Here is a 25,698-nt window from a genome sequence, read left to right on the forward strand (position 1 = left end):
ACATCGTATGTACAAAAGGAACAGAAGCTTTTTTTGGGAAAAATGTAAAAAAATCAAAAAAAGTGCTTGACACACTTTTTTTCTTATGTTAAAGTGGAGGATGCTATATTATGGCTAGATATGCCTGCCTAAAGGTCAGGCGGGATCATGTTGTAATAAATAATAAAAAAACAGGGGTGAAACGTCAATGGAAAAAAACAGAATTCGTTCTGTAAAAACTGGAAAAAGCATGCGTATGAGCTACCAGAGACAAAAAGAAGTCCTGGAAATGCCAAACCTGATCGAAGTTCAGAAAGATTCCTACCAGTGGTTTCTTGACGAAGGTTTAAAAGAAGTATTTGATGATATTTCTCCGATCGCAGATTACGGCGGAAAGCTCAGTCTGGAATTCATCGATTTCACATACGATGAAAAAGATGCAAAATATTCCATCGAGCAGTGTAAAGAACGTGACGTGACTTATGCCGCACCTTTGAAGGTTCGAGTAAGGCTGATCAATAAGGAAACAGAAGAGATCAACGAACACGAGATTTTCATGGGAGATTTACCGCTGATGACAGCTACGGGTACCTTTGTTATCAATGGTGCTGAGCGTGTTATTGTCAGCCAGTTAGTACGTTCCCCTGGAATCTACTACGCGATCGCTCATGATAAGCTTGGTAAGAGACTGTTTTCCAGTACTGTAATTCCAAACAGAGGTGCATGGCTGGAGTACGAGACAGATTCAAATGATGTATTTTATGTACGTGTAGACAGAACAAGAAAGGTTCCGATCACTGTTCTGATCCGTGCACTGGGCATTGGAACCAATGCTGAGATCATTGATCTGTTTGGTGAAGAGCCAAAGATCCTTGCCAGCTTTACAAAGGATACCTCCACAAACTATCAGGAAGGTCTCCTTGAGCTGTATAAGAAGATCCGCCCGGGCGAGCCGCTTGCAGTAGAGAGCGCAGAGAGCCTGATCATGGCAATGTTCTTCGATCCGAGAAGATATGACCTTGCCAAAGTCGGACGTTATAAATTTAATAAGAAGCTTCATTTTAATAAACGTATCGTAGGCCACAAGCTTTCCCAGGATGTTGTAGATACAACAACAGGTGAGATCCTTGCTGAGGCTGAGACACTTGTTACAAAAGAGCTTGCTGATACATTACAGAATTCCGCAGTTCCGTACGTATGGATCCAGGGTGAGGAGAGAGAGATCAAAGTCCTTTCCAGCCTTATGGTTGATATCCGTCATTATCTTCCGGAGCTTGAGGATCCGAAGTCCCTGGGTGTTACAGAGTTAGTATACTACCCGGTACTCGAAAAAATTCTGGAAGAAAATGACACATTTGAGGACAGATGTGAGGCAATCAAACGTGATATCCACGACCTGATTCCGAAGCACATCACCAAGGAAGATATCCTTGCGTCCATCAACTACAATATGCATCTGGAGTATGGCCTTGGAAACGATGATGATATCGACCACCTGGGCAACCGTCGTATCCGTGCTGTCGGTGAGCTGCTTCAGAACCAGTACCGCATCGGTCTTTCCAGACTTGAGCGTGTGGTACGTGAGAGAATGACAACACAGGACACAGAGAGCATTTCTCCGCAGTCCCTGATCAATATCAAACCGGTAACTGCAGCAGTTAAGGAGTTCTTCGGTTCTTCCCAGCTGTCACAGTTCATGGACCAGAACAACCCGCTTGGTGAGCTGACTCATAAGAGAAGACTTTCCGCACTGGGACCTGGCGGTCTGTCACGAGACAGAGCCGGATTCGAGGTTCGAGATGTACATTATTCCCACTACGGAAGAATGTGCCCGATCGAGACTCCTGAGGGACCGAACATCGGTCTTATCAACTCCCTTGCATCTTACGCAAGAATCAACCAGTACGGTTTCGTAGAGGCTCCGTACAGAAAGATCGACAAGAGCGATCCTTCCAACCCGCGTGTAACCGATGAGGTTGTATACATGACAGCGGATGAGGAAGATAATTACCATGTAGCACAGGCGAATGAGCCTCTGGATGAGGAAGGCCACTTCATTCATAAGAATGTATCCGGTCGTTACCGTGAAGAGACACAGGAGTACGAGCAGCACATGTTTGATTACATGGACGTATCTCCTAGAATGGTATTCTCCGTTGCTACAGCCCTGATTCCGTTCCTGCAGAACGATGATGCGAACCGTGCGCTGATGGGATCCAACATGCAGCGTCAGGCCGTTCCGCTTCTTACAACAGAGGCTCCGGTTGTTGGTACAGGTATGGAGACCAAGACAGCCGTTGACTCCGGTGTATGTGTTGTTGCGAAAAAAGCAGGTACTGTACTTCGTTCCACATCTACAGACATCACCATCAAGAACGATGACGGAACAAAAGATGATTACCATCTGACCAAATTCATGCGAAGCAACCAGAGCAACTGCTACAACCAGAGACCGATCGTGTTCCAGGGTGAGCACGTTGAGGCAGGACAGGTTATCGCTGATGGCCCGTCTACATCCAATGGTGAGCTTGCACTTGGTAAGAACCCGCTGATCGGATTTATGACCTGGGAAGGTTATAACTACGAGGATGCCGTTCTGCTTAGCGAGAGACTGGTACAGAATGATGTTTATACATCTGTCCATATTGAGGAATATGAGGCAGAATCCCGTGATACCAAGCTGGGACCGGAAGAGATCACACGTGACGTTCCGGGTGTCGGCGATGATGCTCTGAAAGATCTGGATGAGCGTGGTATTATCCGTATCGGTGCTGAGGTACGTGCCGGTGATATCCTTGTTGGTAAGGTTACTCCTAAGGGAGAGACAGAGCTTACTGCTGAGGAGCGTCTCCTTCGTGCCATCTTCGGTGAGAAGGCAAGAGAGGTACGTGATACTTCCCTGAAAGTACCGCACGGTGAGTATGGTATTATCGTAGATGCCAAGGTATTTACAAGAGAGAACGGCGATGAACTGAGCCCTGGAGTAAATCAGGCAGTACGTATTTATATTGCACAGAAGAGAAAGATCTCCGTTGGTGATAAGATGGCTGGTCGTCATGGTAACAAGGGTGTCGTTTCCCGTGTACTTCCAGTTGAGGATATGCCATTCCTTCCGAACGGACGTCCGCTCGATATCGTGCTGAACCCTCTGGGTGTACCTTCCCGAATGAATATCGGACAGGTCCTGGAGATCCACTTAAGCCTTGCTGCCAAAGCACTTGGCTTCAACATTGCAACACCAGTATTCGATGGCGCCAACGAGGTTGATATCCAGGATACTCTGGAGCTTGCCAACGATTACGTTAATACGGAAGACTTTGAGGAATTCCGTGAGAAATATAAAGATATCCTTGCACCGGATGTTATGCAGTACCTTGACGAGAACAAAGCTCACAGAGCACTCTGGAAGGGCGTTCCTATCTCCAGAGATGGTAAGGTAAGACTTCGTGACGGACGTACAGGTGAGTACTTCGACAGCCCTGTAACCATCGGTCACATGCATTACCTGAAACTGCATCATCTGGTAGATGATAAGATCCATGCACGTTCCACAGGTCCATACTCCCTGGTAACACAGCAGCCTCTGGGTGGTAAAGCTCAGTTCGGTGGACAGCGTTTCGGAGAGATGGAGGTTTGGGCACTGGAGGCATATGGTGCTTCCTACACACTGCAGGAGATCCTGACAGTGAAGTCTGATGATGTGATCGGACGTGTTAAGACCTATGAAGCAATCATCAAAGGTGATAACATTCCTGAGCCAGGTATTCCTGAGTCCTTTAAGGTACTTCTTAAAGAGCTTCAGTCTCTTGGTCTGGATGTACGTGTACTCAGCGAGGACGGAGAGGAAGTTCACATTATGGAGACTTCTGATTACGGAGATACGGATCTTCGTCACGTCATCGAGGGAGATTCCAGAGGACGCAGAGATGAGGAGTCCTTCGGTAAACACGGCTATACCAAGCAGGAGTTCAGTGGAGAAGAACTTGTCAATGTAGAAGAAGATGAAGACATTGAAGAAGACGAGGACATGATCGAGTTTGAAGAGTCCTTTGATGATGAGGAATAAGAAAGGGGAAAGAATACATGGCAGAAACAACGAACGCCAATGAAACATATCAGCCAATGACTTTCGATGCCATCAAGATTGGACTGGCGTCCCCTGAGAAGATCAGAGAGTGGTCACACGGTGAGGTTTTAAAACCTGAAACAATCAACTACAGAACCTTGAAACCTGAAAAGGACGGTCTTTTCTGCGAAAGAATTTTTGGACCGAGCAAGGACTGGGAGTGCCACTGTGGAAAGTACAAAAAAATTCGCTATAAAGGCGTTGTCTGCGACAGATGTGGTGTTGAAGTAACCAAATCTGCCGTTCGTAGAGAGCGTATGGGACACATCGAGCTTGCAGCTCCGGTGTCTCATATCTGGTACTTCAAAGGAATTCCGTCCCGTATGGGTCTGATCCTTGATATTTCTCCGAGAACACTGGAGAAAGTGCTTTACTTTGCAAACTATATCGTTCTGGATCCTGCTGATTCCGGACTTATGTACAAACAGGTACTCACCGAGCGTGAGTACCAGGAAGCACGTGAGTCTTACGGAGAGGGATTCCGTGTAGGTATGGGTGCCGAGTCCATCATGGAGCTTCTGAAAGCGATCGATCTTGAGAAAGATTCCGTCGAGCTGAAAGCAGAGCTTCAGGATGCAACTGGCCAGAAACGTGCAAGAATTATCAAACGTCTTGAGGTTGTGGAGTCCTTCCGTGAGTCCGGCAACCGTCCTGAGTGGATGATCATGACCGTTATCCCGGTTATTCCGCCAGATCTTCGTCCTATGGTACAGCTGGACGGAGGACGTTTTGCAACATCTGACCTGAACGATCTTTACAGAAGAATCATCAACAGAAACAACCGTCTGAAAAGACTTCTGGAGCTTGGTGCTCCGGATATCATTGTCCGCAACGAGAAGCGTATGCTGCAGGAGGCTGTAGATGCCCTGATCGATAACGGACGCCGTGGACGTCCTGTAACAGGCCCTGGAAACAGAGCTCTGAAATCCCTTTCCGATATGCTGAAAGGTAAATCCGGACGTTTCCGTCAGAACCTTCTTGGTAAACGAGTTGACTATTCCGGACGTTCTGTAATCGTCGTAGGACCGGAGCTGAAGATTTATCAGTGTGGTCTTCCGAAAGAGATGGCTATCGAGCTGTTTAAACCTTTCGTTATGAAAGAGCTTGTTGCCAACGGAACTTCCCACAACATCAAAAATGCCAAGAAAATGGTAGAGAAACTTGAGCCGGCAGTATGGGATGTCCTCGAGGACGTCATTAAGGAGCATCCGGTTATGCTGAACCGTGCACCTACACTGCATCGTCTGGGTATCCAGGCGTTCGAGCCGATCCTTGTAGAAGGTAAGGCGATCAAGCTTCATCCACTTGTTTGTACTGCGTTCAACGCTGATTTCGATGGTGACCAGATGGCCGTACATCTTCCGCTTTCCCAGGAAGCACAGGCAGAGTGCCGTTTCCTTCTGTTATCACCGAACAACCTTCTGAAACCGTCAGATGGTGGTCCTGTAGCCGTTCCTTCACAGGATATGGTCCTTGGTATCTACTACCTGACTCAGGAGAGACCTGGAAACAAGGGTGAGGGAAAGTTCTTCAAGAGTGTCAACGAGGCAATTCTTGCATATGAGAACAAAGTCATCACACTTCAGACCAAGATCATTGTACGCTGCCATAAGACAATGCCGGATGGCACTGTTATCAGCGGCAATGTTCATTCCACACTGGGACGTTTCCTGTTCAACGAGATCCTTCCACAGGACCTTGGATTTGTAGACAGAAGCGTACCTGGAAACGAACTGCTTCTTGAGGTTGATTTCCTTGTAGGTAAGAAACAGCTGAAGCAGATCCTTGAAAAAGTTATCAATACTCACGGTGCAACAAGAACAGCTGAGGTACTTGACTCCGTTAAGGCTATGGGTTACAAATACTCCACACGTGCAGCCATGACCGTATCCATTTCCGATATGACCGTGCCACCGCAGAAGCCGGAGATGATCAAGCAGGCCCAGGATACTGTTGACCGTATTACAAAGAACTACAAACGTGGTCTTATCACAGAGGAAGAGCGTTACAAAGAGGTTGTTGATACCTGGAAGAAGACGGATGATGAGCTTACAAAAGCACTTCTTACCGGTCTTGATAAGTACAACAACATCTTCATGATGGCTGACTCCGGAGCCCGTGGTTCCGATAAGCAGATCAAGCAGCTTGCCGGAATGCGTGGATTGATGGCTGATACAACCGGTCATACAATCGAGCTCCCGATCAAGTCAAACTTCCGTGAGGGTCTTGACGTACTGGAATACTTCATGTCCGCTCATGGAGCACGTAAAGGTCTTTCCGATACCGCTCTTCGTACAGCCGATTCAGGATACCTGACAAGACGACTTGTTGACGTATCCCAGGATCTGATCGTTCGTGAGGCAGACTGCTGTGAGAACAGAGCAGAGATCTCCGGTATGGAAGTTCGTGGATTCATGGACGGAAAAGAAGAGATCGAGAGCCTTCAGGAGCGTATCACAGGACGTTTCTCCTGTGAGACAGTTAAGAATAAAGACGGAGAAATCCTTGTTAAAGCAAACCACATGATCACACCGAAGCGTGCAGCCCGTATTATGAAAGAGGGCGTAAGCAATCAGACAGGCGGACCGATCGACAAACTGAAGATCCGTACCATCCTTTCCTGTAAGTGCAAGGTTGGTGTCTGCGCAAAATGTTATGGTGCGAACATGGCTACCGGTGAGCCGGTACAGGTTGGTGAGTCTGTTGGTATCATCGCAGCACAGTCTATCGGTGAGCCAGGTACACAGCTGACCATGCGTACTTTCCATACCGGTGGTGTTGCCGGTGGAGATATCACACAGGGTCTTCCTCGTGTCGAGGAGCTTTTTGAGGCAAGAAAGCCGAAGGGTCTTGCGATCATCACAGAGATCCCAGGTGTTGCCACGATCAACGACACTAAGAAGAAACGTGAGATCATCGTAAACGATCCGGAGACAGGCGATTCCAAGACTTACCTGATCCCATACGGTTCTCGTATCAAAGTCCTTGATGGACAGGTTCTTGAGGCCGGTGATGAGCTGACAGAAGGTAGTGTAAATCCGCATGATATCCTGAGAATCAAGGGTGTGCGTGCAGTTCAGGATTACATGATCCGTGAGGTTCAGCGTGTATATCGTCTGCAGGGTGTTGAGATCAACGATAAGCATATCGAGGTTATCGTTCATCAGATGCTGAAGAAGATCCGTATCGAGGATAACGGAGATACAGAGTTCCTGCCAGGAACACTTGTTGATGTCCTTGATGTTGAGGAAGTTAACGAGAAACTTGAGGCAGAGGGCAAACAGCCGGCAGAGGGCAAACAGGTTATGCTTGGTATTACCAAGGCATCCCTTGCTACAAACTCTTTCCTGTCAGCAGCATCCTTCCAGGAAACAACAAAAGTCCTGACAGAGGCTGCTATCAAAGGTAAGGTCGATCCGCTGATCGGTCTGAAAGAGAACGTTATCATCGGTAAGCTGATTCCTGCAGGTACAGGTATGAAGCGTTACAGTGAGATTAGTCTTGACACAGGAATGCCGGAGGTAAAAACAGCCTCCGAGGAGCCTGAGGATACAGAGGAAATTTCCGTAGAGGAAGAGAAGACTGAGACTGCTCCGGAGGAAGAGACCATTGCTGTTGAAGAGACAGCAGAGGAAACTGCACCGGTAGAAGAATAAGTCGATATACCTTGCTAATATAAATAAATCTCCCCCCGGAAATCCGGAGGGAGATTTCTGTTTATAAGCAGGGATTTTCTGAGAGAGGAGGGATTGCGATGGACAAGGAACTGCCAATTTCCCCGTGGCCGGAATGGAAGATCGTAAGCAAGATCGGGGAAGGCTCTTTTGGAAGAGTGTATAAAGCTCAGAGAACTGAGAAGGGACGTTCTTTTTACTCGGCAATTAAGATAATCACAATCCCCGCCAGTAAAGGGGAGCTGGACAGTGTGCGCTCAGAATCCGGTGATGAAAAATCTGTCCGCGGTTATTTTGAAAATCTGGTGGAGGAGTGCATTCAGGAAGTAAGCACCATGGAGTATTTCCGGGGAAATTCCCACATTGTATCAGTAGAAGATTACAAGGTGATGGAATATCTGGATGAGATTGGCTGGGATGTTTTTATCCGCATGGAATATCTCACAAGCTTCATGGAGTATTATGCGGGAAAAAATCTCACAGAAAAAGAAGTGATGAAGCTTGGCATTGACCTTTGTAAAGCACTGGAATACTGCGGGCAGCTTCACATCATTCACAGAGATATCAAACCGGAGAATATCTTTGTATCCAGGTTTGGGGATTTCAAGCTGGGGGACTTTGGAATCGCCAGAGAACTGGAAAAAACCATGAGCACCCTTTCCAAAAAGGGAACTTATTCTTATATGGCGCCGGAGATGTACAGGGGAGAACAGTACGACAGCAGAGTGGACATTTATGCACTTGGCCTGGTGTTATATAAACTGATGAATCATAACAGACTTCCGTTTCTGAATCTTGAAAAACAGCTGATCACATACAGAGATAAGGAAAACGCACTCACGAGGAGAATGTCAGGCGAAACACCGCCATCACCTGTGGATGCAGGAGAGGCTTTCGGCTCCGTTATCTTAAAAGCCTGTGCCTATGATGCAAAAGAACGATATCAGACTCCTGATAAGTTTCGGGAAGCACTGGAAGAAATCCGGTATGGAGCGGCAAACAGAGAACAGGGAGTTCATGAGAAACAGAAACCAGTGGAGGAAAGACCTGTTCCGGAGTCCATGCCGAAGTTTCTCCAGGAGGGTGCCGCCAGACAGCTGGCAAGAACAAGTCAGCTGAATACGAATGCGATCCGTCAGGCACGTAGAAATCCTGCGCCGGCATCCGTACAGCCGGAGAAACCGATAGCCGGAGAAATAGTAAAAAATGCAGCCCGGAATACGCCAAAGGCTCAGAGCACAATACAGAAGCCTCAGAAATCTGCATCCGAAAAAGCAGTATCTGAAAAAGATAGCCGGTCCGGTTATCTGTCAGGACGTTCCCTTCAGTCAGAGCCCGGTACAAGAAAAACCGGAGCTGTAAAGCCCAGAGTTACCTCTATCACAGATCTGGAAGACGACCGTGACCAGAATCTCCAGGAGTGGGAGGGGTCCGTGCCAGAGAATGGCGGAAAAACCGATGACAGAAAGAGACGGAAAGGTATTTTCAGAATGCTCATAACTGCCGGGATCCTTGTTGTGCTGATCGGCGGGATCCTTGCGGTACGAACGATACGGAAACCTGCGGATAATGGAGAGCCTTCGTATACAGATTCTGATGATTCTGATGCTCTGAACAAAGGAAATTTCGGTACTGCAGACAATTCGGATAAAAGCTTCGCGCAGGCAATGGAAACGATACGTGACCATGCGACAACCATAGAAAATGCTCTGGACAGTTATAGACGTGAAGGCACAGAGGGGGATCGCCTGCGCTTTTATAACGGATCAGGAGAGATTGCCAAAGTGCTTGTATATCCCGGCAGTTCCGCAGATGGCGTTTATGAGGAATATTTTTACTGGGGTGAGCAGATGTTTTATACTTATGTATGGGACGGAGATGAGAAGCAGTATTTTTATTATCAGGACGGCCTTCTGATCCGATGGATCGATGCAGATGGCAGGGTGCATGATAAAGAGAGCGATAACGATAAATATGTAGAACTGGGAGACAAATACTGGAGTAATTCTGTAGTGGAGCTTCAGCAGTAATGTCGAAGGGGTTTTACGAAAGGAAAAAGAATGGCCTATCAGATTGATTATGCGTATACATGTCACACCGGAAAGGTGAGGACAAATAATGAGGATAATTTCTGGTGCTGCGGAGTGCGTCTGCCGGTGCACAACCAGGGGGTTGACGGGATCCTGGCAGGTCATACACAGCACTGGCAGCTTCCAATGCTGGCCGTTTTTGACGGCATGGGCGGAGAAAGCTGCGGTGAAATGGCAGCTTCTGCAGCTGTGGAAGCGCTGGGAGGCTTCTATGAAGAAAACAAAAAGACCCTGAAAAAAGAGCCTGTGGTTTTTCTGACAGGAGCCTGCGAAAATATGAATGAGGCAGTATGTCGCTACAGCAATGAAAACTGTATCAGAAGCATGGGAACAACCATGGCACTTTTGTCTTTCAGTGAAAAGGCGATCTATGCCTGCAACCTTGGGGATAGCCGTATCTACCGTCATTTTCAGGGGAAGCTCCAGCAGATTTCCACGGACCATGTGATCGGTGGGAAAATGCTGGGAAAAGCTCCGCTGACGCAGTATCTGGGCTTCCAGGAAGAAAACATGGCATTGGAGCCTTCTATCGTGGAGATCGGTTATCAGCCGGGGAGCTCGTATCTGATCTGTTCAGATGGAGTGACAGACATGCTTTCTGATCAGGAGCTTCAGAATATCCTTGACGGGACAGAAACCGCAGAAGAAAAAGTAGGTAAGATCCTGGAACAGGCATTGGAAAGAGGCGGCAGAGATAATGTGACACTGGTCCTTGCACAGATCAGCGGCTATGAAGAAAAAAATCTTCTCAAACGCTGGGCAGAACGCCACAGTACCGGACGGTAATAACCCCGGGGAGTAAGAAAAGGGATAAGGAGAAAATTTGTGATGAGAAATCGAATGCAGGATCTTGATTTTGAACAGACAGTTGCCTTCGATTCAGTGAAGGACTTTGAATTTACAAGAAAGGCGGCACAGAAGTTCCGCCAGGTTGTCAGTCTGGATTCCTTTGAAGATGAGGATGCAGATGTTATTTTTCATTATCTTTACAAGGAGATGGAACTGGTTTCCTTTGGTGACTATCTGAAACGATATGTGTATGAGCGTGCAGAGCTTGAGGAGCCTTTTTCCCAGGTGCCGCAGGAAGTCTACAGGGAGATCGTTGTGGAATCCTTCAAGGAAACCTACACACCGAAATCCATGTCACCTACATCAGCCAAACTGAGTTCTCTGGTGAATAACTGGCTGACTCAGGCATCTGTGAAGCGTGAAACAGTTTTTCTTCTGGGGTTCGGACTTCGGATGAGTACAGAGGATGTTTCAGATTTTCTGACCCGGGTGCTTCGTGAGCAGGATTTTGATTTTCATAATCCGGAAGAAGTGATCTACTGGTATTGCTATCGGAATCATCTTGGCTATTATAAAGCTGAGGAATATAAAGAAACCTACAAACAGATGACTCCGGTGGAAAAAAAGACCGGAGAGATCGTGTATGGCACAGGGCTTTGTCTGGACAGTGAAGAAAAGCTTCTGGAATATCTGGCTTTTCTGAAAGGAAGACATGATGATCCGAAATCAGAGAAGAGCCAGGCTTTTCAGGAATTTATGATCCTTCTGGAGCGGGCAAAGAAGATCATTGCAGCCATGTATCAGGAAGATGAGGAAGAAAACGGTGGCAAAAAGATCTGGAAGCCTGAGAATATCAGTGCTTCGGATCTGGAAAAGGTTATCTGCAGCGGGATTCCTATTAATAAAATGGGAAATCTCAAAAAGATGTCCGCATCCATTCTGGCAAAACATTTCAGCCAGAAGCGCTTCAGCCGCCAGAGGATCAACAATATCCTGAACCATAAATTTCCGGTGGAGCGGTTCGATCTGATCACGCTGGAGTTTTTTGTGATCTCTCAGGAGATGGCAGATGATGATCCGTATACAAGATACCGCCATTTTCTGGAGGAGATTCAGGAAATCCTGGCCCGCTGTGAAATGAGTGAGATCTACATAGTGAACCCATATGAGTGCTTTCTTCTGATGTGCCTGCTGACAGACTGTCCGTTGGCAGTATTTTCCGAGATTTGGGAAAAATCCTATGAAGAGGGAGAAGAAAAGAATTGAAAAAAGGATGATGCGTATTGTGCTTGCGCATCATCCTTTTTTGCTGAATGCGGATGACTGGTTCGACCATTTGCCTGGCCTGACTGCCCGCTTATCCGCTGTTATCTTGCTTTTCCGGTTTTTACCGCACTTGCAGGTCCTGTCTTTGCTTTTCTGTTTATAGTACGGTATGGAACCACTCTGTAACTGTATGTGGTGTTCTTTGATGTTTTAAACGTATAATTTAAGTTTCTGGCGGAAACGGTTTTTACTTTTTTGAAGGAGCCGTTTCCTTTTTTCTGATAGAGGACATAGCCGGTTGCTCCGGGAACTTTTTTCCAGGAAAGTATCTGTTTTCCTTTGAGGGTTTTAAGCTTTGTGGACGGACGGAGCAGATTCGGTTTCACGGTCACTGCTTTGGAAGTTGGACTGTAGATATAACCGGAGGATGTTTTTCGGCTTGCACGGATCACGTAAGAATACTTATTTCCGATAGTGATCTTTGTGTCTTTGTATGAAGTAGTATTTGCGTTTAAAGTTTTGATCTTTGCGTATTTTCCGGAATTTGTTTTTCTGTAGAGAATATAGCTCCGGGCATTGTTTATACGGTTCCAGCGGAGTGTACAGCTGTTCCAGGATGTGGAAGCCTTGATTGCCGGCGCTGTTAATTTCACAACCGCCGGAGCCGGAGTACCGGAAGGTTTCGGAGCCGGAGTGCTGGTTGGTTTTGGAGTTGGAGTGTTGGTTGGTTTCGGAGTTGGAGTAGCAGTTGGTTTCGGAGTTGGCGTAACTGTCGGTGCCGGAGCGGATATTTTAAAGGTCAGGGTCTGGCTTGCAAAATATTTATTGATTCCGGTGACAGTTACAGATCCGGTACCAGTCTTTGTGTTATCCGCCCAGGAAAGGACATAATCGGTACCTTCCTGAAGTGTAGCAGAGCCGTATTTTACAGTCGGTTTCGGCGTTACTGCATTACCACTGAAAATCTGTTCCGGAATGTCCGAAAGATCACAGAGTTTTACAGATGTCATCTGCCTCGTTCCGGAATAATTCTGCTTGTAGGAAATAGAAAAACCAAGGATTTCATTGCCGGCAGAACAGCGCAGGGAAGTGATCGAGTAATCGTCGGAGGTCAGCTGTACGCCATTATAGGTGATCACAAGATGATTCCGCAGGAAAGTGGTTACAGATCCATTTCCACAATTAGTATCCGGAAGTTCGATCGTCTCGCCGGAGAGCTTCAGTGGATTGATGGTGAAGTATTTGGAAAAACCGCTTCTGTAAATGCCGATACCGGTTATATGGACACGAGGTCTGTTGGTTCTGGAACTTGCCATGGTGTTATCAAAATAAGAAAGGGTATAATCAACATCTTTCTTTAAAGTAACACCATTTAATGTGACCGTTGGCTCCGGCTTGAATTCTTTGCCAGGAGCATATTCATAATCCGGTATATCGCCGATTTCAGCCTCTGTGATCGGGGTAAGATCGATGTAGAAAGATTTATTTGTTTCACCGGTGAAATTTCCCTTACCGGAGACAGTAACATAAGCGTTTCCCTGTTGGGCATTGTTATGCCAGGAGAGTGTATAATCTACATTTTCTGTCAGGGTTATACCATTCCATGTGACGGTTGGCTTCGGGGTCAGTGGAGTTCCGGTATACAGATAGGAGGACTGGGAAAAAGTAACCTCTGCCTGAGAGAGATTGATCTGCCAGATACCGAAATTATTCGTCAGAGTTCCGGAATAAAGGCCAAGACCTGTGATCGTGAAAGTTCCCACACCGCTGTTTTGATTGTTGGAGAAAGACAGAGTGTAATCTTTTCCCTCAGTCAGTGTGCGGTCATGAAACTTAAGTACAGGGGAAAAAGTAATAGGCTTTCCGGTATACTTCCAGGAACCTGTATAGGTCAGGGATGTTTCTTTGGAATCTTCCAGATCATAGTAGGCATTGAGATCTGCAGTCAGTATTTTGTCAGGGCAGGATTTCAGTGTTGCGGTAACTGTTGTGTTTCCTTTACTTTTCAGCCGGATCACACCACTCTGATCCACAGTAGCAACAGATGGATCACCTGTTGACCATGTAAAAGAAGACGGGTCGAGGCTGGAACTCATATAGCTGAATCCGTTACAGGTTGCATAAATGGTCAGAGTCTTCTGTTCTTCTGTGAATTTTACAGGAGAAGATACATTAAAATGGATGTTCATTAGGCGTGGAAGCACGGAAAGAACAGGGGAGACATTCTGGTTGGCAGGCTGTGTGCAGGTTTCTGCTGCGTGAGAAGAAAAGCACTGGATCCAGTAGAGATGACCGTTCTGTGAGTAGCAGCCGATTCCGGCAGAAACATTTTTGGAATTCATGATGTTCGTGTAATGTCCGGAAGATTCGATCCATGATTCCATAACTTCTTCAGGAGTTCCCTGGTTGATCGCAAGATTTTCACTTGGATCCTCAAAATAAGGAAAGGCTGAAAAACAGATGGAACCATTGGGACGGGTATGACTGGCGTAAACGGTCAGTTCTTCTGCTCTGGTCATGGCGCATTCCAGAAGGTTCTTATCCATAGTGACAGGATTCCGGTTCTTTTTGGCACGCTCCTGATTTACCAGATCAAGGACCTGGTAAGCATAGTCATAGCGGCGGATACCCTGGCTGAGTTTCAGCTCAACTGTACTCTGGTCAGAGGCTGCCTGCACACGGACCATGTGGACTGGTGCCAGCAGAAGAAGCAGGAGCAGCAGCGCCGGCCAGAATAAATGTCTTGTTTTTTCCTCTTTTGTCTCGTTCATGATGTTTTCCTTTTCGGTAAAAAATGTAGATGTTTTCTTTCGTTATTCGTTGTAGTAGCCATAGATCGCACGGCTGTCCTGTGCGATGGTGTTCTGTGCGGCTGTGGTGTCGTTAAGATCCTGTGACATAAAGCAGACTACCAGGTCGATTCCCTTGGCTGTGTCATAGATGATGCCGGCATCATTTTCTACGGTGTCCAGTTCACCGGTTTTGTTGGCAACCTTTACATTGGAAGGCATCTGAGCCGGGATCTTGTTTTTTCTGGTCTGCATTTTCAGGAGGCGGTACATGTATTCCGCTCCTGCAAGTGTGTCATTATTGTCGGTAGCAGTACCCTTGTCGATCTGGTAGATGGTCTTCAGGAATTTTCCGCAGTCTTTTGCAGAAGTGTAGTTATCTCCGTTGGAATTATCTGCAAGAAGAAGACGTCCCATGGATGTGCTGGTGTATCCATGATCCTGGCAGAATTTGTTCACACGTGCCATTCCGGCTGCATCATCACCGCCGCCGAGGTAGTTGACAAGAGTGTTGGCTGCATCGTTGTCACTGACGGTGATCATGGAATTCAGCGCATTGTCCAGGGCATCTTTGCTGTATTTGGAGGAAAGACTGTCATAATCTTCGTATACGGCACCCATGATATAGAGCTTGATCAGGCTGGCAGCCTGCATCTGCTGGTCATTGATGGCTCCCTCGGTATTTTTTGCAAGGTTGCATACATACACGGACCAGGTTCCGTTATCGGTGGGAAGAAGGGACTGTACCTGGTTCAGAAGGTTGTCCATACTGGAGTCTGAATTGTCTGTGAAAGTGCCTCCGCTGGATGGGGAAAGTGTTCCTTCTTCCTGAGTGGAAGAAGAACTGTCCTTGCTGCCGGAAGATTCGGAAGAATCGGAAGCTGCAGATGTATCTGTGGATTCTTCCTGTACGGAAGGACCTTGGATTTCAGCTGAAGATGCTGCGGCAGCAGCGCTGGAAACGGTAGGATCATCAGGATAAAGAGCATCCAGCTGATCGGCTTTGCTGCTGAGCTCAGCGGCAGAATCAGAAACCTCCTGCACACTTTTCTGCAGCTTGTTAACTTTTGTCTGGAGAGAAGCAAGCTTGTCTAGGGAGCGGACATTCAGTGCCCCAAGTCCTGCCAGTGCGATGACAAGCACTGCGATCACAATATACAGAAATGTATTTTTTTTCATATATAAACAAACTCCTTTTTATTATTGGAAATAAGCATCGATTCCATTGGCGATCCCTTCTGCCATAGTCTGCTGGAAGGAAGAATCTGCCATTTTCAGATCATCGCTCTGGTTGGTCATAAATCCCATTTCCACAATAGTCACCGGAATCGTGCTCCAGTTGATGCCTGTCATGGAATCGGTGTAGATGATTCCGCGGTTCTGGAATCCGGTAGCTGCGCAGTAGGAATCCACAATGCATTTGGATAGTTTGTTGGAACTGTCATAGAGACTGGAAACATAAGGATTCTGCTGGGACGGACACATGGTCAGAGCACCGGAGACATCTGCAGAATCATCTCCGTTTGCATGGATACGGACACAGATCTCCGCACCCTGGGAAGCGACCAGCTCTGCACGCTCCTTGTTGCTGATAGCGGCATCATTGTCTGTCCTTGTCATTATTACCTGGTATCCACGCTGTTCCAGGATATCCTTAAGCAGAAGAGAAACATCCAGGTTCAGCTGATACTCGGGGAGACCGCTGAAGGAACCTCTGGTTCCGGTGGAAGCCTTGGCCTTCATGGTGGAGGAACCTGGTCCGTTAGGCTCTGTGGCACTCATATCAACATTTTCGCCCTGATGTCCGGGATCAATCCCGACGATATGGCCGTTGGAAGCAGAAGATGTGGTGTCATCACCGCCATCCGTGAATCCTTCGCCGCCGGCTTCACTGAAAACGGAAGGTTTGGTTGTTTTCTGGCTGTTTTCGGATTCCGGCGCCCGTTCGTGCTCTCCGGTGCTGTTTTTGACAGCTTTTTCTGTCTGTGCCCGCTGTTGCAGGTATTTGTTGGCTGCCTGTTTCTTTTCGATCTTAGCTGTATAAAGTTCGATGTCTTCTTTCATGGATTTCTGCTTTTGCTGGACCGGTTTGATCACGGATGCCATTTTCTGGTCAACTGCATCAATCTTCCGGTAGGTTTTATAGCTTAAACCAAAAAGCAGTCCAATACAGATAAGACCCGTCAGAAACAGGACGATCGCCATCAGATGAGGCTTTTTTTCCATAAATTCATGTCCTTTCTGGGTGGATGTTTTGTATTTGTAAATATTATAAAGAAGGAGGTAGGAAAAAGCAATTGTGAAATTGGTGTTGACAACAGGGAAAAGTGTGATATTATATATATAAAATAATTATATATAAAAATTTTATATATAAAATAATTACATAAAGAGGTGAGCGTATGTATTACTATCCGGTGTCAGCTGTGCTGACGGAATGCCTGATCCTTTCCGTTGTGGAACAGCAGGATTCTTACGGGTATGAGATCAGCCAGACGGTGAAGATGGTTGCATCTATCAAGGAGTCAACATTGTATCCGATCCTGCGTAAGCTGGAGACAGGTGGTTATCTCACAACGTATTCCGAGGAGTTCCAGGGCAGGAAGCGAAAGTACTATTCCATCACGGAAGCCGGTCGTGAACAGCTGGAATATCTGAGAAAAGAGTGGAGAGAATACCGCGATACCATAGATGATATTGTGGAAGGGAGACTTCGAAAATGACAAGAAATGAATATATGGAGCAGCTGAAGAAATATCTGAAGCGGCTGCCGAAAGAAGATTATGACAATGCCATTGAGTATTTTTCGGAATACTTTGATGAGGCAGGACCTGAGAATGAACAGCAGGTCATGGAAGAACTGGGACAACCCCGGGAAGCAGCAAGGGAGTTGCTTTTGAACCTTCTGCAGGAAAGTGTTGGTGGCGGCAAGGACAGTACCGGGGAAAAAACGGCAGCACTGCCGGAAGTCGGTTCCGTTGTCCAGGGGCGGAGTACAGCAGGGCAGAATGCCCATGATTCCACAAAAAATAAGCGTTCCCCGGGGAAGATCATCCTCCTTGCCATCCTGGTCCTCTGTGCGTCACCAGTCAGTCTGGTACTTCTGATCAGTGCGCTGACAGTACTGTTTGCAGTAGTTGTTGTGATCGCATCAGTGATCTTTTCCCTGGGTGTGACAAGTGTTGCAGCGATAGCCGGAGGAATCCTGCTTGCCGGTTTTGGTGCGATGCTGATACTGAAGTCCGTGGCAGCAGCGTGTATGATGGCAGGCAGCGGATTTCTTATGGCAGGCGCCGGGATCCTGATCGGAATTCTTACCATATATATCTGTAAATGGTGTGCAACAGGAATCGGACGTCTGGTAAACAGATTTGTAAGAAAGAAGGTGCGTAAAGATGAATAAGATTGCAAAGACAGCACTGATGACAGGCACAGCACTCTGTGTGGCGGGAGTTGTACTTTCCACTGCCGGATATTTTGCTGGGGGAAAAGATTTCACATATGCTTCCGATCATTTCTATGTATCCGGAGGAAATTCTTCTGATAAAAACCTTGCAGTGATGGAAAAACAGCAGATCGATGATTTTACGAAACTGGATGTTGATTTCAGCAATCTTGATCTGGAAATCCGGACTTCCGATGATACTCATTATTATATGGAATACAAACTTGAAAAAACCGGAAAAAAAGATCCTCTTACATGGGAAGATAAAGACGGGAAACTTACCTTAAAAGAGTATGAAGGTTCTTCAGGAAATTATTATATAACATATGATCTGGGAATCTTCAGAGAGCATGTAAAGAAAACAGAAACGCAGAAGTATTTAAACACAGTGATCCTTTATGTGCCGGAGAACGCAGAACTTTCGGAGGGCGATATCCATCTTTCGGACGGAGATCTTAACGCAGAACAGCTGCTTTGTGAGAAAATGACAGTGAAGCTCTCAAATGGAGATATGAATCTGGACAGAGGTGAGTTTAAAGATTTCGAGGCGACACTTGGAGACGGGGAGCTTGAGATCGGGGATATCCGGACAGGATCTCTGAAACTGAAAAACAGCAACGGTGATGTGACGCTGAAAAGGGCAGCTCTTGGAGATGGGGAGATCAGCCTTGGAGATGGTGAGTTGCAGATCGGAGACAGCAGTTTTAACGGCGATATGGATATCAACAGTTCTGACGGTGATGTTTCCATTGAAATGAAAGCTGGCAGCGTGAAAAAAACCAACATACATCTGGAGACCACAGATGGCGATGTGGATGCTTCCGGCGTATCAGAAGGCAGAAGCAGTGAGGGGGATTCTTACTCTGTCTACGAGAATAAAGTGGATACTTCCGCACCGGCTCTGAATGTGAAATGCGGAGATGGAGATATTACCTTAACAGAATCAGAAAAGTGAAAAAGAGTTCTGCATACATGGAACCCCACCTGTATGCAGACTTTTTTTATGCCTGGTAAAGGCACGACAGAAAGCTTTGGAAAGAGGATTTCTCAGGCAAAAAATTCCTGCGTTTTTTTCTCTGAAATGTATTGACAAATCCCTGTACTATGATATAATTCAATCAAATCACAGAAAGCATATATAGTTACTAGGAAATAGGGGAATGGATATAAGAGAAATAAGGAGGACACCATCATGGGTAAAATTTACGGAAGCGCACTGGAACTGATCGGAAACACACCGCTTGTGGAGGTTAAGAACGTAGAGAAGTCTGAGGGACTTGAGGCTACAGTACTTGCCAAGCTTGAGTATTTTAACCCGGCAGGAAGCGTTAAGGACAGAATCGGTAAGGCAATGATCGAAGATGCAGAGCAGAAAGGTATTCTGAAACCAGGCGCAACCATTATCGAGCCCACATCCGGTAACACGGGAATCGGACTTGCAGCTATCGCAGCAGCCAAGGGCTATAAGACGATCCTTACCATGCCGGAGACCATGAGTGTTGAGAGAAGAAACATTCTGAAAGCATACGGCGCAGAGGTAGTTCTGACAGATGGAGCCAAGGGAATGAAGGGAGCCATTGCCAAGGCAGAAGAGCTTGCCAAAGAGATTCCGGGAAGCTTTATCCCAGGACAGTTCGAGAACCCGGCCAACCCGAAGGTACATGCAGCAACAACAGGTCCTGAGATCTGGAACGACACAGACGGGAAGGTAGACATTTTCGTAGCCGGTGTTGGTACAGGCGGAACGATCACAGGTACAGGCGAGTATCTGAAGAGTCAGAACCCGAATGTGAAAGTAGTAGCTGTTGAGCCGGCAACATCTCCTGTACTTTCTGAGGGAAAAGCCGGCCCGCATAAGATCCAGGGTATCGGCGCAGGCTTCGTTCCGGATACACTTGACACCAAGGTTTATGACGAGATCATCACGGTAGAGAATGAGGATGCATTCGAGACATCCAAACTCCTCACAAAAAAAGAGGGAATCCTTACAGGAATTTCTTCCGGTGCAGCTCTCTATGCTGCGATCCAGCTTGCAAAACGCCCGGAGAACAAGGGTAAAGTGATCGTAGCACTTCTTCCGGACAGTGGAGACCGTTACTACTCCACACCACTGTTTATAAAATAATCGATCCGAAGACCGCTTCTTTTGCCCCGAAGCGAGACTCTGCGGGATTATTTGCGGCGCTCCTGAATGCCTGTTCAAGCAGGCTGCCGGAGCGCCGGTTTTATTCTTGATTTTGACGCACGGCAAAGATATCTGACGCAGGACTTCACGCTATGATGGACGGGATTGTTTTCAGTAATTTATGGAATTGCTATAATTAAGTAAGCACTCTGTGGGGACGTGCTTGTATCTTGCAGCTTTTTCAGGTATAATAGAGAAAACGAATAAAACCTATTAACAATATAAAGAATAAAGTCTGCAAAGCAGACACTGCTATCTGTGCATCACAGAGAAGGGTGCCGGTCATGGAATACAGAGGAATATTTCCGGCTGAACAGCTGCACAATAACAGAAAGAGCAAAAGGCTATGAATCAGAAGAATACTGAAATATTGGAGGTAAATATTACATGAGGATTTCTACAAGAGGAAGATATGCGCTGAGACTGATGTTGGATCTTGCCACAAATTATACAGGAAAACCGATCCGACTGAAGGATGTGGCGAAGCGTCAGGGGATTTCCGATAAATATCTGGAGCAGATCATCTCCATCCTGAACAAAGCAGGCTTTGTCCGCAGTGTCCGTGGCCCTCAGGGTGGCTATGCACTGCAGCAGACCCCGGATAAATATACCATCGGAATGATCCTCCGTCTTACAGAGGGAAGTCTTTCCCCTGTGGAATGTCTGGACGACAACGGAGCCATCTGTGACCGTGAGGAGAACTGCGTCACCCAGATCCTCTGGAAAAAGCTGGACGACGCTATCAAAGGTGTAGTAGATCATATAACCCTGGAAGACCTGATGAATTGGCAATCCGTGAAGGCGGACGAGTATATCATATAAAAAAGCTGCGTAAGCAGCTTTTTTTTTATCCCGTTTTTTAACCAACATTTTACAAAACTGCGATTTTATATTTTACCTTCCATTCCTATAATAACACCTGTACTTAAGCAGTGAGCAAGTAAAAATGATCATAGAAATGAGGAGAAAAAATCATGAAAAAAAGAATCGCAGGCATCTTAACAGCAGCACTTATCGGAACTACAGTAATGGGAACAGTTGTAATGGCAGCACCATCCGGAGCGATCGACGTAATTTCCCGTGAGGACGGATCCGGAACACGTGGAGCATTCGTAGAGCTGTTTGGTATTGAGGAAGAAAAAGACGGCGAGAAGGTAGATATGACAACACAGGAAGCAAGCATCACAAACAACACAGATGTAATGCTTACCACAGTAGCAGGCGATGAGAACTCTATCGGATACGTATCCCTTGGTTCCCTCAACGATACAGTAAAAGCAGTAAAGATCGACGGAGCAGAGGCAACAGCCGAGAACGTTGCAGATGATACATACAAGGTAGCACGTCCGTTCAACATCGTAACAGGCGACAAGCTCAGCGATGCAGCACAGGATTTCATTAACTACATCGTGAGCTCTGACGGACAGGACATCATCGAAAAAGAAGGCTACATCAAAGTAGATGAAAAAGCAGAGGCATACAAAGCCGGAGATGCAAAAGGCAAAGTCGTAGTTATGGGATCTTCTTCCGTAGGACCTGTAATGGAGAAGCTTGCAGAGGCATATCAGAAAACAAATAAAAACATCACAGTAGAGGTTCAGGTCAGCGACTCTACAACAGGAATCAACAGTGCAGCAGAAGGTGTATGTGATATCGGAATGGCATCCCGTGATCTGAAGGACGAAGAGAAAGATAAAGGAATCAGCTCCGAAGCAATCGCAAGAGATGGTATTGCAGTAATCGTAAACAACGGAAATGACCTTGAGGAACTTTCCAGTGACCAGGTAAAATCCATCTTCACAGGCGACATCACAGACTGGGAAGACGTTACAAAATAATCTCCCGAAATTGCGAAACTGATTATTGAAGTATCTTCCACAGAGCGGCGATCATGACAAGGTCAGGAAAGCCGCTCCGTTATATATCAGCACAGTGGATATCCACTGGAACAGAGAGAAAGGTGTCTTATGAATCATTTAGGAGAAAAGGCCATGAAGGTCGTTTTCCTCATTGCGGCCTGTGCATCGGTTCTCGCAGTATTTCTTATCTGTGTGTTTCTTTTTGCAAATGGCCTTCCTGCAATGGGAAAGATTGGTCCCTTAAAATTCCTCTTCGGAACAGAATGGAGACCAACAAACGATAAATTCGGAATTCTGCCGATGATCGTGGCAAGTATTTATGTAACAGCAGGAGCGATCCTTATCGGAGTACCGATCGCACTTTTTACATCCGTGTTCATGGCAAGATATTGCCCGAAAAAAATCTATAAACCACTGAAATCCGGTATTGAGCTTATGGCAGGCGTTCCATCCATCGTATATGGCTATTTTGGTCTGGTTCTCCTGGTACCGCTGATCCGCCAGCTGTTCGGCGGAACCGGAAGCAGTATGCTGGCAGCATGTATCCTTCTGGGAATCATGATCCTTCCGACGATCATCGGAGTTACGGAATCGGCAGTACGAAGCGTTCCGGAAAGCTACTATGAAGGCTCACTTGCACTTGGCGCAACAAAAGAAAGAAGCATTTTCTTTGTTATGCTTCCTGCAGCAAAGTCCGGAATCCTGGCAGGCGTTGTCCTTGGGATCGGACGTGCCATCGGTGAGACCATGGCCGTGATCATGGTAGCCGGAAACCAGCCGCGTATGCCGAAGGGACTTCTTCAGGGTGTACGTACCATGACTGCAAACATCGTAACAGAAATGGGATATGCATCAGGACTTCACAGAGAAGCACTGATCGCAACAGGAGTTGTACTCTTTGTATTTATCCTGATCATCAACTTAAGTCTTTCACTGCTGAACAGGAGGGCGGAGCATGCAAACTAACGTATCAGTAACCGCAGATCTTGCGGCAGAAGCAACAATGAAAAAAAGAAATACACTTACTATAGGAGACCAGCTGAAGTCCTACGCAAGACATCCTGGCGCGGGAGTCCTGGCATTCCTTACATTGCTGGGAGCGGTGATCACTTTTGCACTGCTGTTCTTCCTCATCGGCTATGTGCTTGTAAAAGGTATCCCCTATCTGAACGCAAGTCTGTTCAGTTTCACCTATACCTCAGAGAACGTCTCCCTTCTCCCGTCACTGATCAATACCCTGATCATGACACTGGTATCTCTGGCGATTGCCGCTCCGGTAGGAATTTTTGCAGCGATCTTCCTTGTGGAATATGCAAAAAAAGGCAGCCGCTTTGTAAAGCTGATCCGTATTACCGCAGAGACACTTTCCGGTATTCCATCCATTGTATATGGTCTGTTCGGTATGCTGTTCTTTGTAACCACACTGCACTGGGGCATGTCTCTTCTTTCCGGTGCGCTGACTATGGTGATCATGGTACTTCCCCTGATCATGCGTACCGCTGAGGAAGCACTGAAATCTGTTCCGGATTCTTACCGTGAGGCAAGCTTCGGACTTGGAGCAGGCAAGCTCCGTACTATTTTTACGATTGTACTTCCCTCCGCAGTTCCCGGAATCCTGGCAGGTGTGATCCTGGCCATCGGACGTGTGGTAGGTGAGACTGCAGCACTTCTTTATACCTCCGGTACTGTTGCGGCAGTTCCAAACAGCCTGATGGGTTCCGGACGTACCCTGGCACTTCACATGTATGTGCTTTCCAGTGAGGGACTTCATGTAAACCAGGCATCTGCAACAGCAGTAGTCATTCTGGCATTTGTACTTGTTATTAACGGACTGTCCGGTCTGGTAGCCAGAAAAATTGCGAAAGGATAATGATCGATCATGAGTGAAAATACAAAAATTTCAATTGATAATATGAATCTTCATTATGGAAGCTTTCATGCCCTGAAGGGAATCAATATGGAGATCCCGGAAAAAGAGATCACAGCATTTATCGGACCAAGCGGCTGCGGCAAATCCACACTTCTGAAATCCTTAAACCGTATGAATGACCTTGTGGAAGGCTGTACCATCACAGGAAAGGTAGAGCTTGACGGGGAAGATATTTACGGAGATATGGACGTGAACCTTCTGCGTAAACGTGTGGGTATGGTATTCCAGAAGCCCAATCCGTTCCCGATGAGCATCTATGATAACATTGCATATGGCCCGAGGACTCACGGTATCCGTTCCAAGGCGAAGCTGGATGAGATCGTGGAAAAATCTCTCCGTGATGCGGCAATCTGGGATGAGGTCAAGGACCGCCTGAAAAAAAGTGCTCTTGGAATGTCAGGCGGACAGCAGCAGCGTCTCTGCATTGCCCGTGCCCTGGCAGTACAGCCGGAGGTGCTTCTTATGGATGAGCCCACATCTGCCCTGGACCCGATCTCCACTTCCAAGATCGAGGATCTGGCAGTAGAGCTTAAAAAGGATTACACCATTGTCATGGTCACACATAACATGCAGCAGGCAACCCGTATCTCCGACAAGACAGCATTTTTCCTTCTTGGTGAGGTTGTGGAATTTGCGGATACAGACAAGCTGTTCTCCATGCCGGCAGATAAGCGTACAGAGGATTATATTACAGGAAGGTTTGGTTGATATTATGTCAGAACGTTTTGTAAGACAGCTGGAAGAGCTTCACGTGGGACTGATCACCATGGGAAGTCTCTGTGAAAAAGCAATTTCACTTTCTGCCAAAGCTATTCAGGGTGAAGGCGGAATGACTCTCATTGGCAAGATCTTTGAGACGGAAAAAGAAATCGATGCACAGGAAAGAGAGATTGAAAATCTCTGCATGAAGCTTCTTCTTCATGAGCATCCGGTAGCCGGAGATCTGCGATCCATTTCCGCAGCGCTGAAGATGATTTCCGATATGGAACGCATCGGTGACCAGGCAGCAGATATTGCGGATCTGTCCAAGCACATCGAGGACAAAGCAGTTACCGGAGATATCATTAATATCCGGAAGATGGCAGAGGATACTGTCCGGATGGTTACAGAAAGCATCGATGCCTTTGTAAAGGGTGATCTTGAGCTTTGCAGAAAAGTTATTGACGATGATGATAAGGTGGACGATGCCTTCAATGATATCAAGGAAAAGCTGGCCGAGGTTCTGAATAACGGAAAGCCGGATGCAAGTATCGGTCTGGATATCCTTATGGCTGCAAAATATTTCGAGCGTATCGGTGATCACGCCGTGAATATTGCAGAGTGGGTGGAATATTCCATCACAGGAAACCACAGAAGCGGTTCCAGCCATACAGATAACTATTTTGTTGAGGAATAGAAATAAGTAAGAGCAGATTGGAAAGAGTTGCATTATTGTAAAAAAGTGCTGTGGTATTGAAAGGATATCACAGCACTTTTTATAATGTGATGAAATTTACAAGGATTTAACTTTTTTCAGATAATTATTTTTACATTGGTTTTGTAAAATATCATATAGATTTCGGAGAA

Annotated in this window: 18 protein-coding genes; 15 read left to right on the forward strand and 3 right to left on the reverse strand. The window is 46.6% G+C overall.

Annotation, left to right across the window (positions count from 1 at the left end):
• Nucleotides 1-187 precede the first annotated feature (187 nt).
• The 5 genes from rpoB (at nt 188) to DWX61_RS00255 (ending at nt 11,924) form a co-directional block, all read left to right on the forward strand.
• Entirely contained in the window at nt 188-4,045 is a 3,858-nt protein-coding gene (gene rpoB, locus DWX61_RS00235) for a DNA-directed RNA polymerase subunit beta (RefSeq protein WP_118623188.1), read from the forward strand.
• A gap of 17 nt (nt 4,046-4,062) precedes the next feature.
• A complete protein-coding gene (rpoC, locus tag DWX61_RS00240; protein ID WP_118623190.1) occupies nt 4,063-7,761 on the forward strand; it encodes a DNA-directed RNA polymerase subunit beta' in 3,699 nt (1,232 codons plus the stop codon).
• Between the two features lie 98 nt (nt 7,762-7,859).
• On the forward strand, nt 7,860-9,809 hold the full coding sequence (locus DWX61_RS00245) for a serine/threonine protein kinase (RefSeq protein WP_118623192.1): 1,950 nt from the start codon (nt 7,860-7,862) through the stop codon (nt 9,807-9,809).
• A gap of 30 nt (nt 9,810-9,839) precedes the next feature.
• Entirely contained in the window at nt 9,840-10,655 is an 816-nt protein-coding gene (locus DWX61_RS00250; RefSeq protein WP_118512717.1) for a PP2C family protein-serine/threonine phosphatase, read from the forward strand.
• Between the two features lie 42 nt (nt 10,656-10,697).
• Complete coding sequence (locus DWX61_RS00255; protein WP_118512716.1) at nt 10,698-11,924, forward strand: hypothetical protein; 1,227 nt, start codon at nt 10,698-10,700, stop codon at nt 11,922-11,924.
• Nucleotides 11,925-12,025: 101 nt separating this feature from the next.
• Here DWX61_RS00255 and DWX61_RS00260 read toward each other — a convergent pair whose 3' ends face one another.
• The 3 genes from DWX61_RS00260 to DWX61_RS00270 are packed head-to-tail and all read right to left on the reverse strand — an operon-like array spanning nt 12,026 to nt 16,939.
• Entirely contained in the window at nt 12,026-14,695 is a 2,670-nt protein-coding gene (locus tag DWX61_RS00260) for a CAP domain-containing protein (RefSeq protein WP_118623194.1), read from the reverse strand.
• A 42-nt stretch (nt 14,696-14,737) separates the two neighbouring features.
• Entirely contained in the window at nt 14,738-15,892 is a 1,155-nt protein-coding gene (locus tag DWX61_RS00265) for a serine hydrolase (protein WP_118512714.1), read from the reverse strand.
• 21 nt (nt 15,893-15,913) lie between these two features.
• Nucleotides 15,914-16,939, reverse strand: a complete 1,026-nt coding sequence (locus DWX61_RS00270) for an N-acetylmuramoyl-L-alanine amidase family protein (protein WP_270426808.1) — start codon at nt 16,937-16,939, stop codon at nt 15,914-15,916.
• A 176-nt stretch (nt 16,940-17,115) separates the two neighbouring features.
• Between DWX61_RS00270 and DWX61_RS00275 the strand changes: the two genes are divergently transcribed.
• From DWX61_RS00275 to phoU, 10 genes are all read left to right on the forward strand, one after another.
• Nucleotides 17,116-17,436, forward strand: coding sequence for a PadR family transcriptional regulator (locus DWX61_RS00275; RefSeq protein WP_118512713.1), 321 nt, complete (start codon nt 17,116-17,118; stop codon nt 17,434-17,436).
• Nucleotides 17,433-18,116, forward strand: coding sequence for a DUF1700 domain-containing protein (locus tag DWX61_RS00280; protein ID WP_118623196.1), 684 nt, complete (start codon nt 17,433-17,435; stop codon nt 18,114-18,116). The genes DWX61_RS00275 and DWX61_RS00280 overlap by 4 nt, the downstream gene beginning before the upstream one ends.
• Nucleotides 18,109-19,113: a DUF4097 family beta strand repeat-containing protein gene (locus DWX61_RS00285; RefSeq protein ID WP_118512711.1), complete on the forward strand. Its 1,005-nt coding sequence runs from the start codon at nt 18,109-18,111 to the stop codon at nt 19,111-19,113. Before DWX61_RS00280 ends, DWX61_RS00285 begins: the two co-directional genes overlap by 8 nt.
• Nucleotides 19,114-19,350: 237 nt before the next feature.
• A complete protein-coding gene (gene cysK / locus DWX61_RS00290; protein ID WP_118512710.1) occupies nt 19,351-20,283 on the forward strand; it encodes a cysteine synthase A in 933 nt (310 codons plus the stop codon).
• Nucleotides 20,284-20,730: 447 nt separating this feature from the next.
• Entirely contained in the window at nt 20,731-21,165 is a 435-nt protein-coding gene (locus tag DWX61_RS00295; protein WP_118512709.1) for an RrF2 family transcriptional regulator, read from the forward strand.
• Nucleotides 21,166-21,317: 152 nt separating this feature from the next.
• Nucleotides 21,318-22,181: a substrate-binding domain-containing protein gene (locus DWX61_RS00300; protein ID WP_118623198.1), complete on the forward strand. Its 864-nt coding sequence runs from the start codon at nt 21,318-21,320 to the stop codon at nt 22,179-22,181.
• Between the two features lie 129 nt (nt 22,182-22,310).
• Nucleotides 22,311-23,168: a phosphate ABC transporter permease subunit PstC gene (pstC, locus tag DWX61_RS00305; RefSeq protein WP_118061759.1), complete on the forward strand. Its 858-nt coding sequence runs from the start codon at nt 22,311-22,313 to the stop codon at nt 23,166-23,168.
• The gene (gene pstA, locus DWX61_RS00310) at nt 23,158-24,072 is read left to right on the forward strand and encodes a phosphate ABC transporter permease PstA (RefSeq protein WP_118623200.1); all 915 of its coding nucleotides are present in this window, start codon (nt 23,158-23,160) and stop codon (nt 24,070-24,072) included. Before pstC ends, pstA begins: the two co-directional genes overlap by 11 nt.
• A gap of 9 nt (nt 24,073-24,081) precedes the next feature.
• Nucleotides 24,082-24,840: a phosphate ABC transporter ATP-binding protein PstB gene (pstB, locus tag DWX61_RS00315; RefSeq protein ID WP_015526284.1), complete on the forward strand. Its 759-nt coding sequence runs from the start codon at nt 24,082-24,084 to the stop codon at nt 24,838-24,840.
• Nucleotides 24,841-24,844: 4 nt separating this feature from the next.
• Nucleotides 24,845-25,528: a phosphate signaling complex protein PhoU gene (gene phoU / locus DWX61_RS00320; RefSeq protein ID WP_118512706.1), complete on the forward strand. Its 684-nt coding sequence runs from the start codon at nt 24,845-24,847 to the stop codon at nt 25,526-25,528.
• Nucleotides 25,529-25,698 lie beyond the last annotated feature (170 nt).

The organism is Ruminococcus sp. AF20-12LB (assembly GCF_003478985.1).
Taxonomy (GTDB): Bacteria; Bacillota; Clostridia; order Lachnospirales; family Lachnospiraceae; genus Blautia_A.

Excerpts from the sequence above, each read along its gene's own strand:
- rpoB (WP_118623188.1), top strand. The coding sequence starts at position 188 with ATGGAAAAAAACAGAATTCGTTCTGTAAAAACTGGAAAAAGCATGCGT.
- rpoC (WP_118623190.1), top strand. The coding sequence starts at position 4,063 with ATGGCAGAAACAACGAACGCCAATGAAACATATCAGCCAATGACTTTC.
- DWX61_RS00245 (WP_118623192.1), top strand. The coding sequence starts at position 7,860 with ATGGACAAGGAACTGCCAATTTCCCCGTGGCCGGAATGGAAGATCGTA.
- DWX61_RS00250 (WP_118512717.1), top strand. The coding sequence starts at position 9,840 with ATGGCCTATCAGATTGATTATGCGTATACATGTCACACCGGAAAGGTG.
- DWX61_RS00255 (WP_118512716.1), top strand. The coding sequence starts at position 10,698 with ATGAGAAATCGAATGCAGGATCTTGATTTTGAACAGACAGTTGCCTTC.
- DWX61_RS00260 (WP_118623194.1), bottom strand. The coding sequence starts at position 14,695 with ATGAACGAGACAAAAGAGGAAAAAACAAGACATTTATTCTGGCCGGCG.
- DWX61_RS00265 (WP_118512714.1), bottom strand. The coding sequence starts at position 15,892 with ATGAAAAAAAATACATTTCTGTATATTGTGATCGCAGTGCTTGTCATC.
- DWX61_RS00270 (WP_270426808.1), bottom strand. The coding sequence starts at position 16,939 with ATGGAAAAAAAGCCTCATCTGATGGCGATCGTCCTGTTTCTGACGGGT.
- DWX61_RS00275 (WP_118512713.1), top strand. The coding sequence starts at position 17,116 with ATGTATTACTATCCGGTGTCAGCTGTGCTGACGGAATGCCTGATCCTT.
- DWX61_RS00280 (WP_118623196.1), top strand. The coding sequence starts at position 17,433 with ATGACAAGAAATGAATATATGGAGCAGCTGAAGAAATATCTGAAGCGG.
- DWX61_RS00285 (WP_118512711.1), top strand. The coding sequence starts at position 18,109 with ATGAATAAGATTGCAAAGACAGCACTGATGACAGGCACAGCACTCTGT.
- cysK (WP_118512710.1), top strand. The coding sequence starts at position 19,351 with ATGGGTAAAATTTACGGAAGCGCACTGGAACTGATCGGAAACACACCG.
- DWX61_RS00295 (WP_118512709.1), top strand. The coding sequence starts at position 20,731 with ATGAGGATTTCTACAAGAGGAAGATATGCGCTGAGACTGATGTTGGAT.
- DWX61_RS00300 (WP_118623198.1), top strand. The coding sequence starts at position 21,318 with ATGAAAAAAAGAATCGCAGGCATCTTAACAGCAGCACTTATCGGAACT.
- pstC (WP_118061759.1), top strand. The coding sequence starts at position 22,311 with ATGAATCATTTAGGAGAAAAGGCCATGAAGGTCGTTTTCCTCATTGCG.
- pstA (WP_118623200.1), top strand. The coding sequence starts at position 23,158 with ATGCAAACTAACGTATCAGTAACCGCAGATCTTGCGGCAGAAGCAACA.
- pstB (WP_015526284.1), top strand. The coding sequence starts at position 24,082 with ATGAGTGAAAATACAAAAATTTCAATTGATAATATGAATCTTCATTAT.
- phoU (WP_118512706.1), top strand. The coding sequence starts at position 24,845 with ATGTCAGAACGTTTTGTAAGACAGCTGGAAGAGCTTCACGTGGGACTG.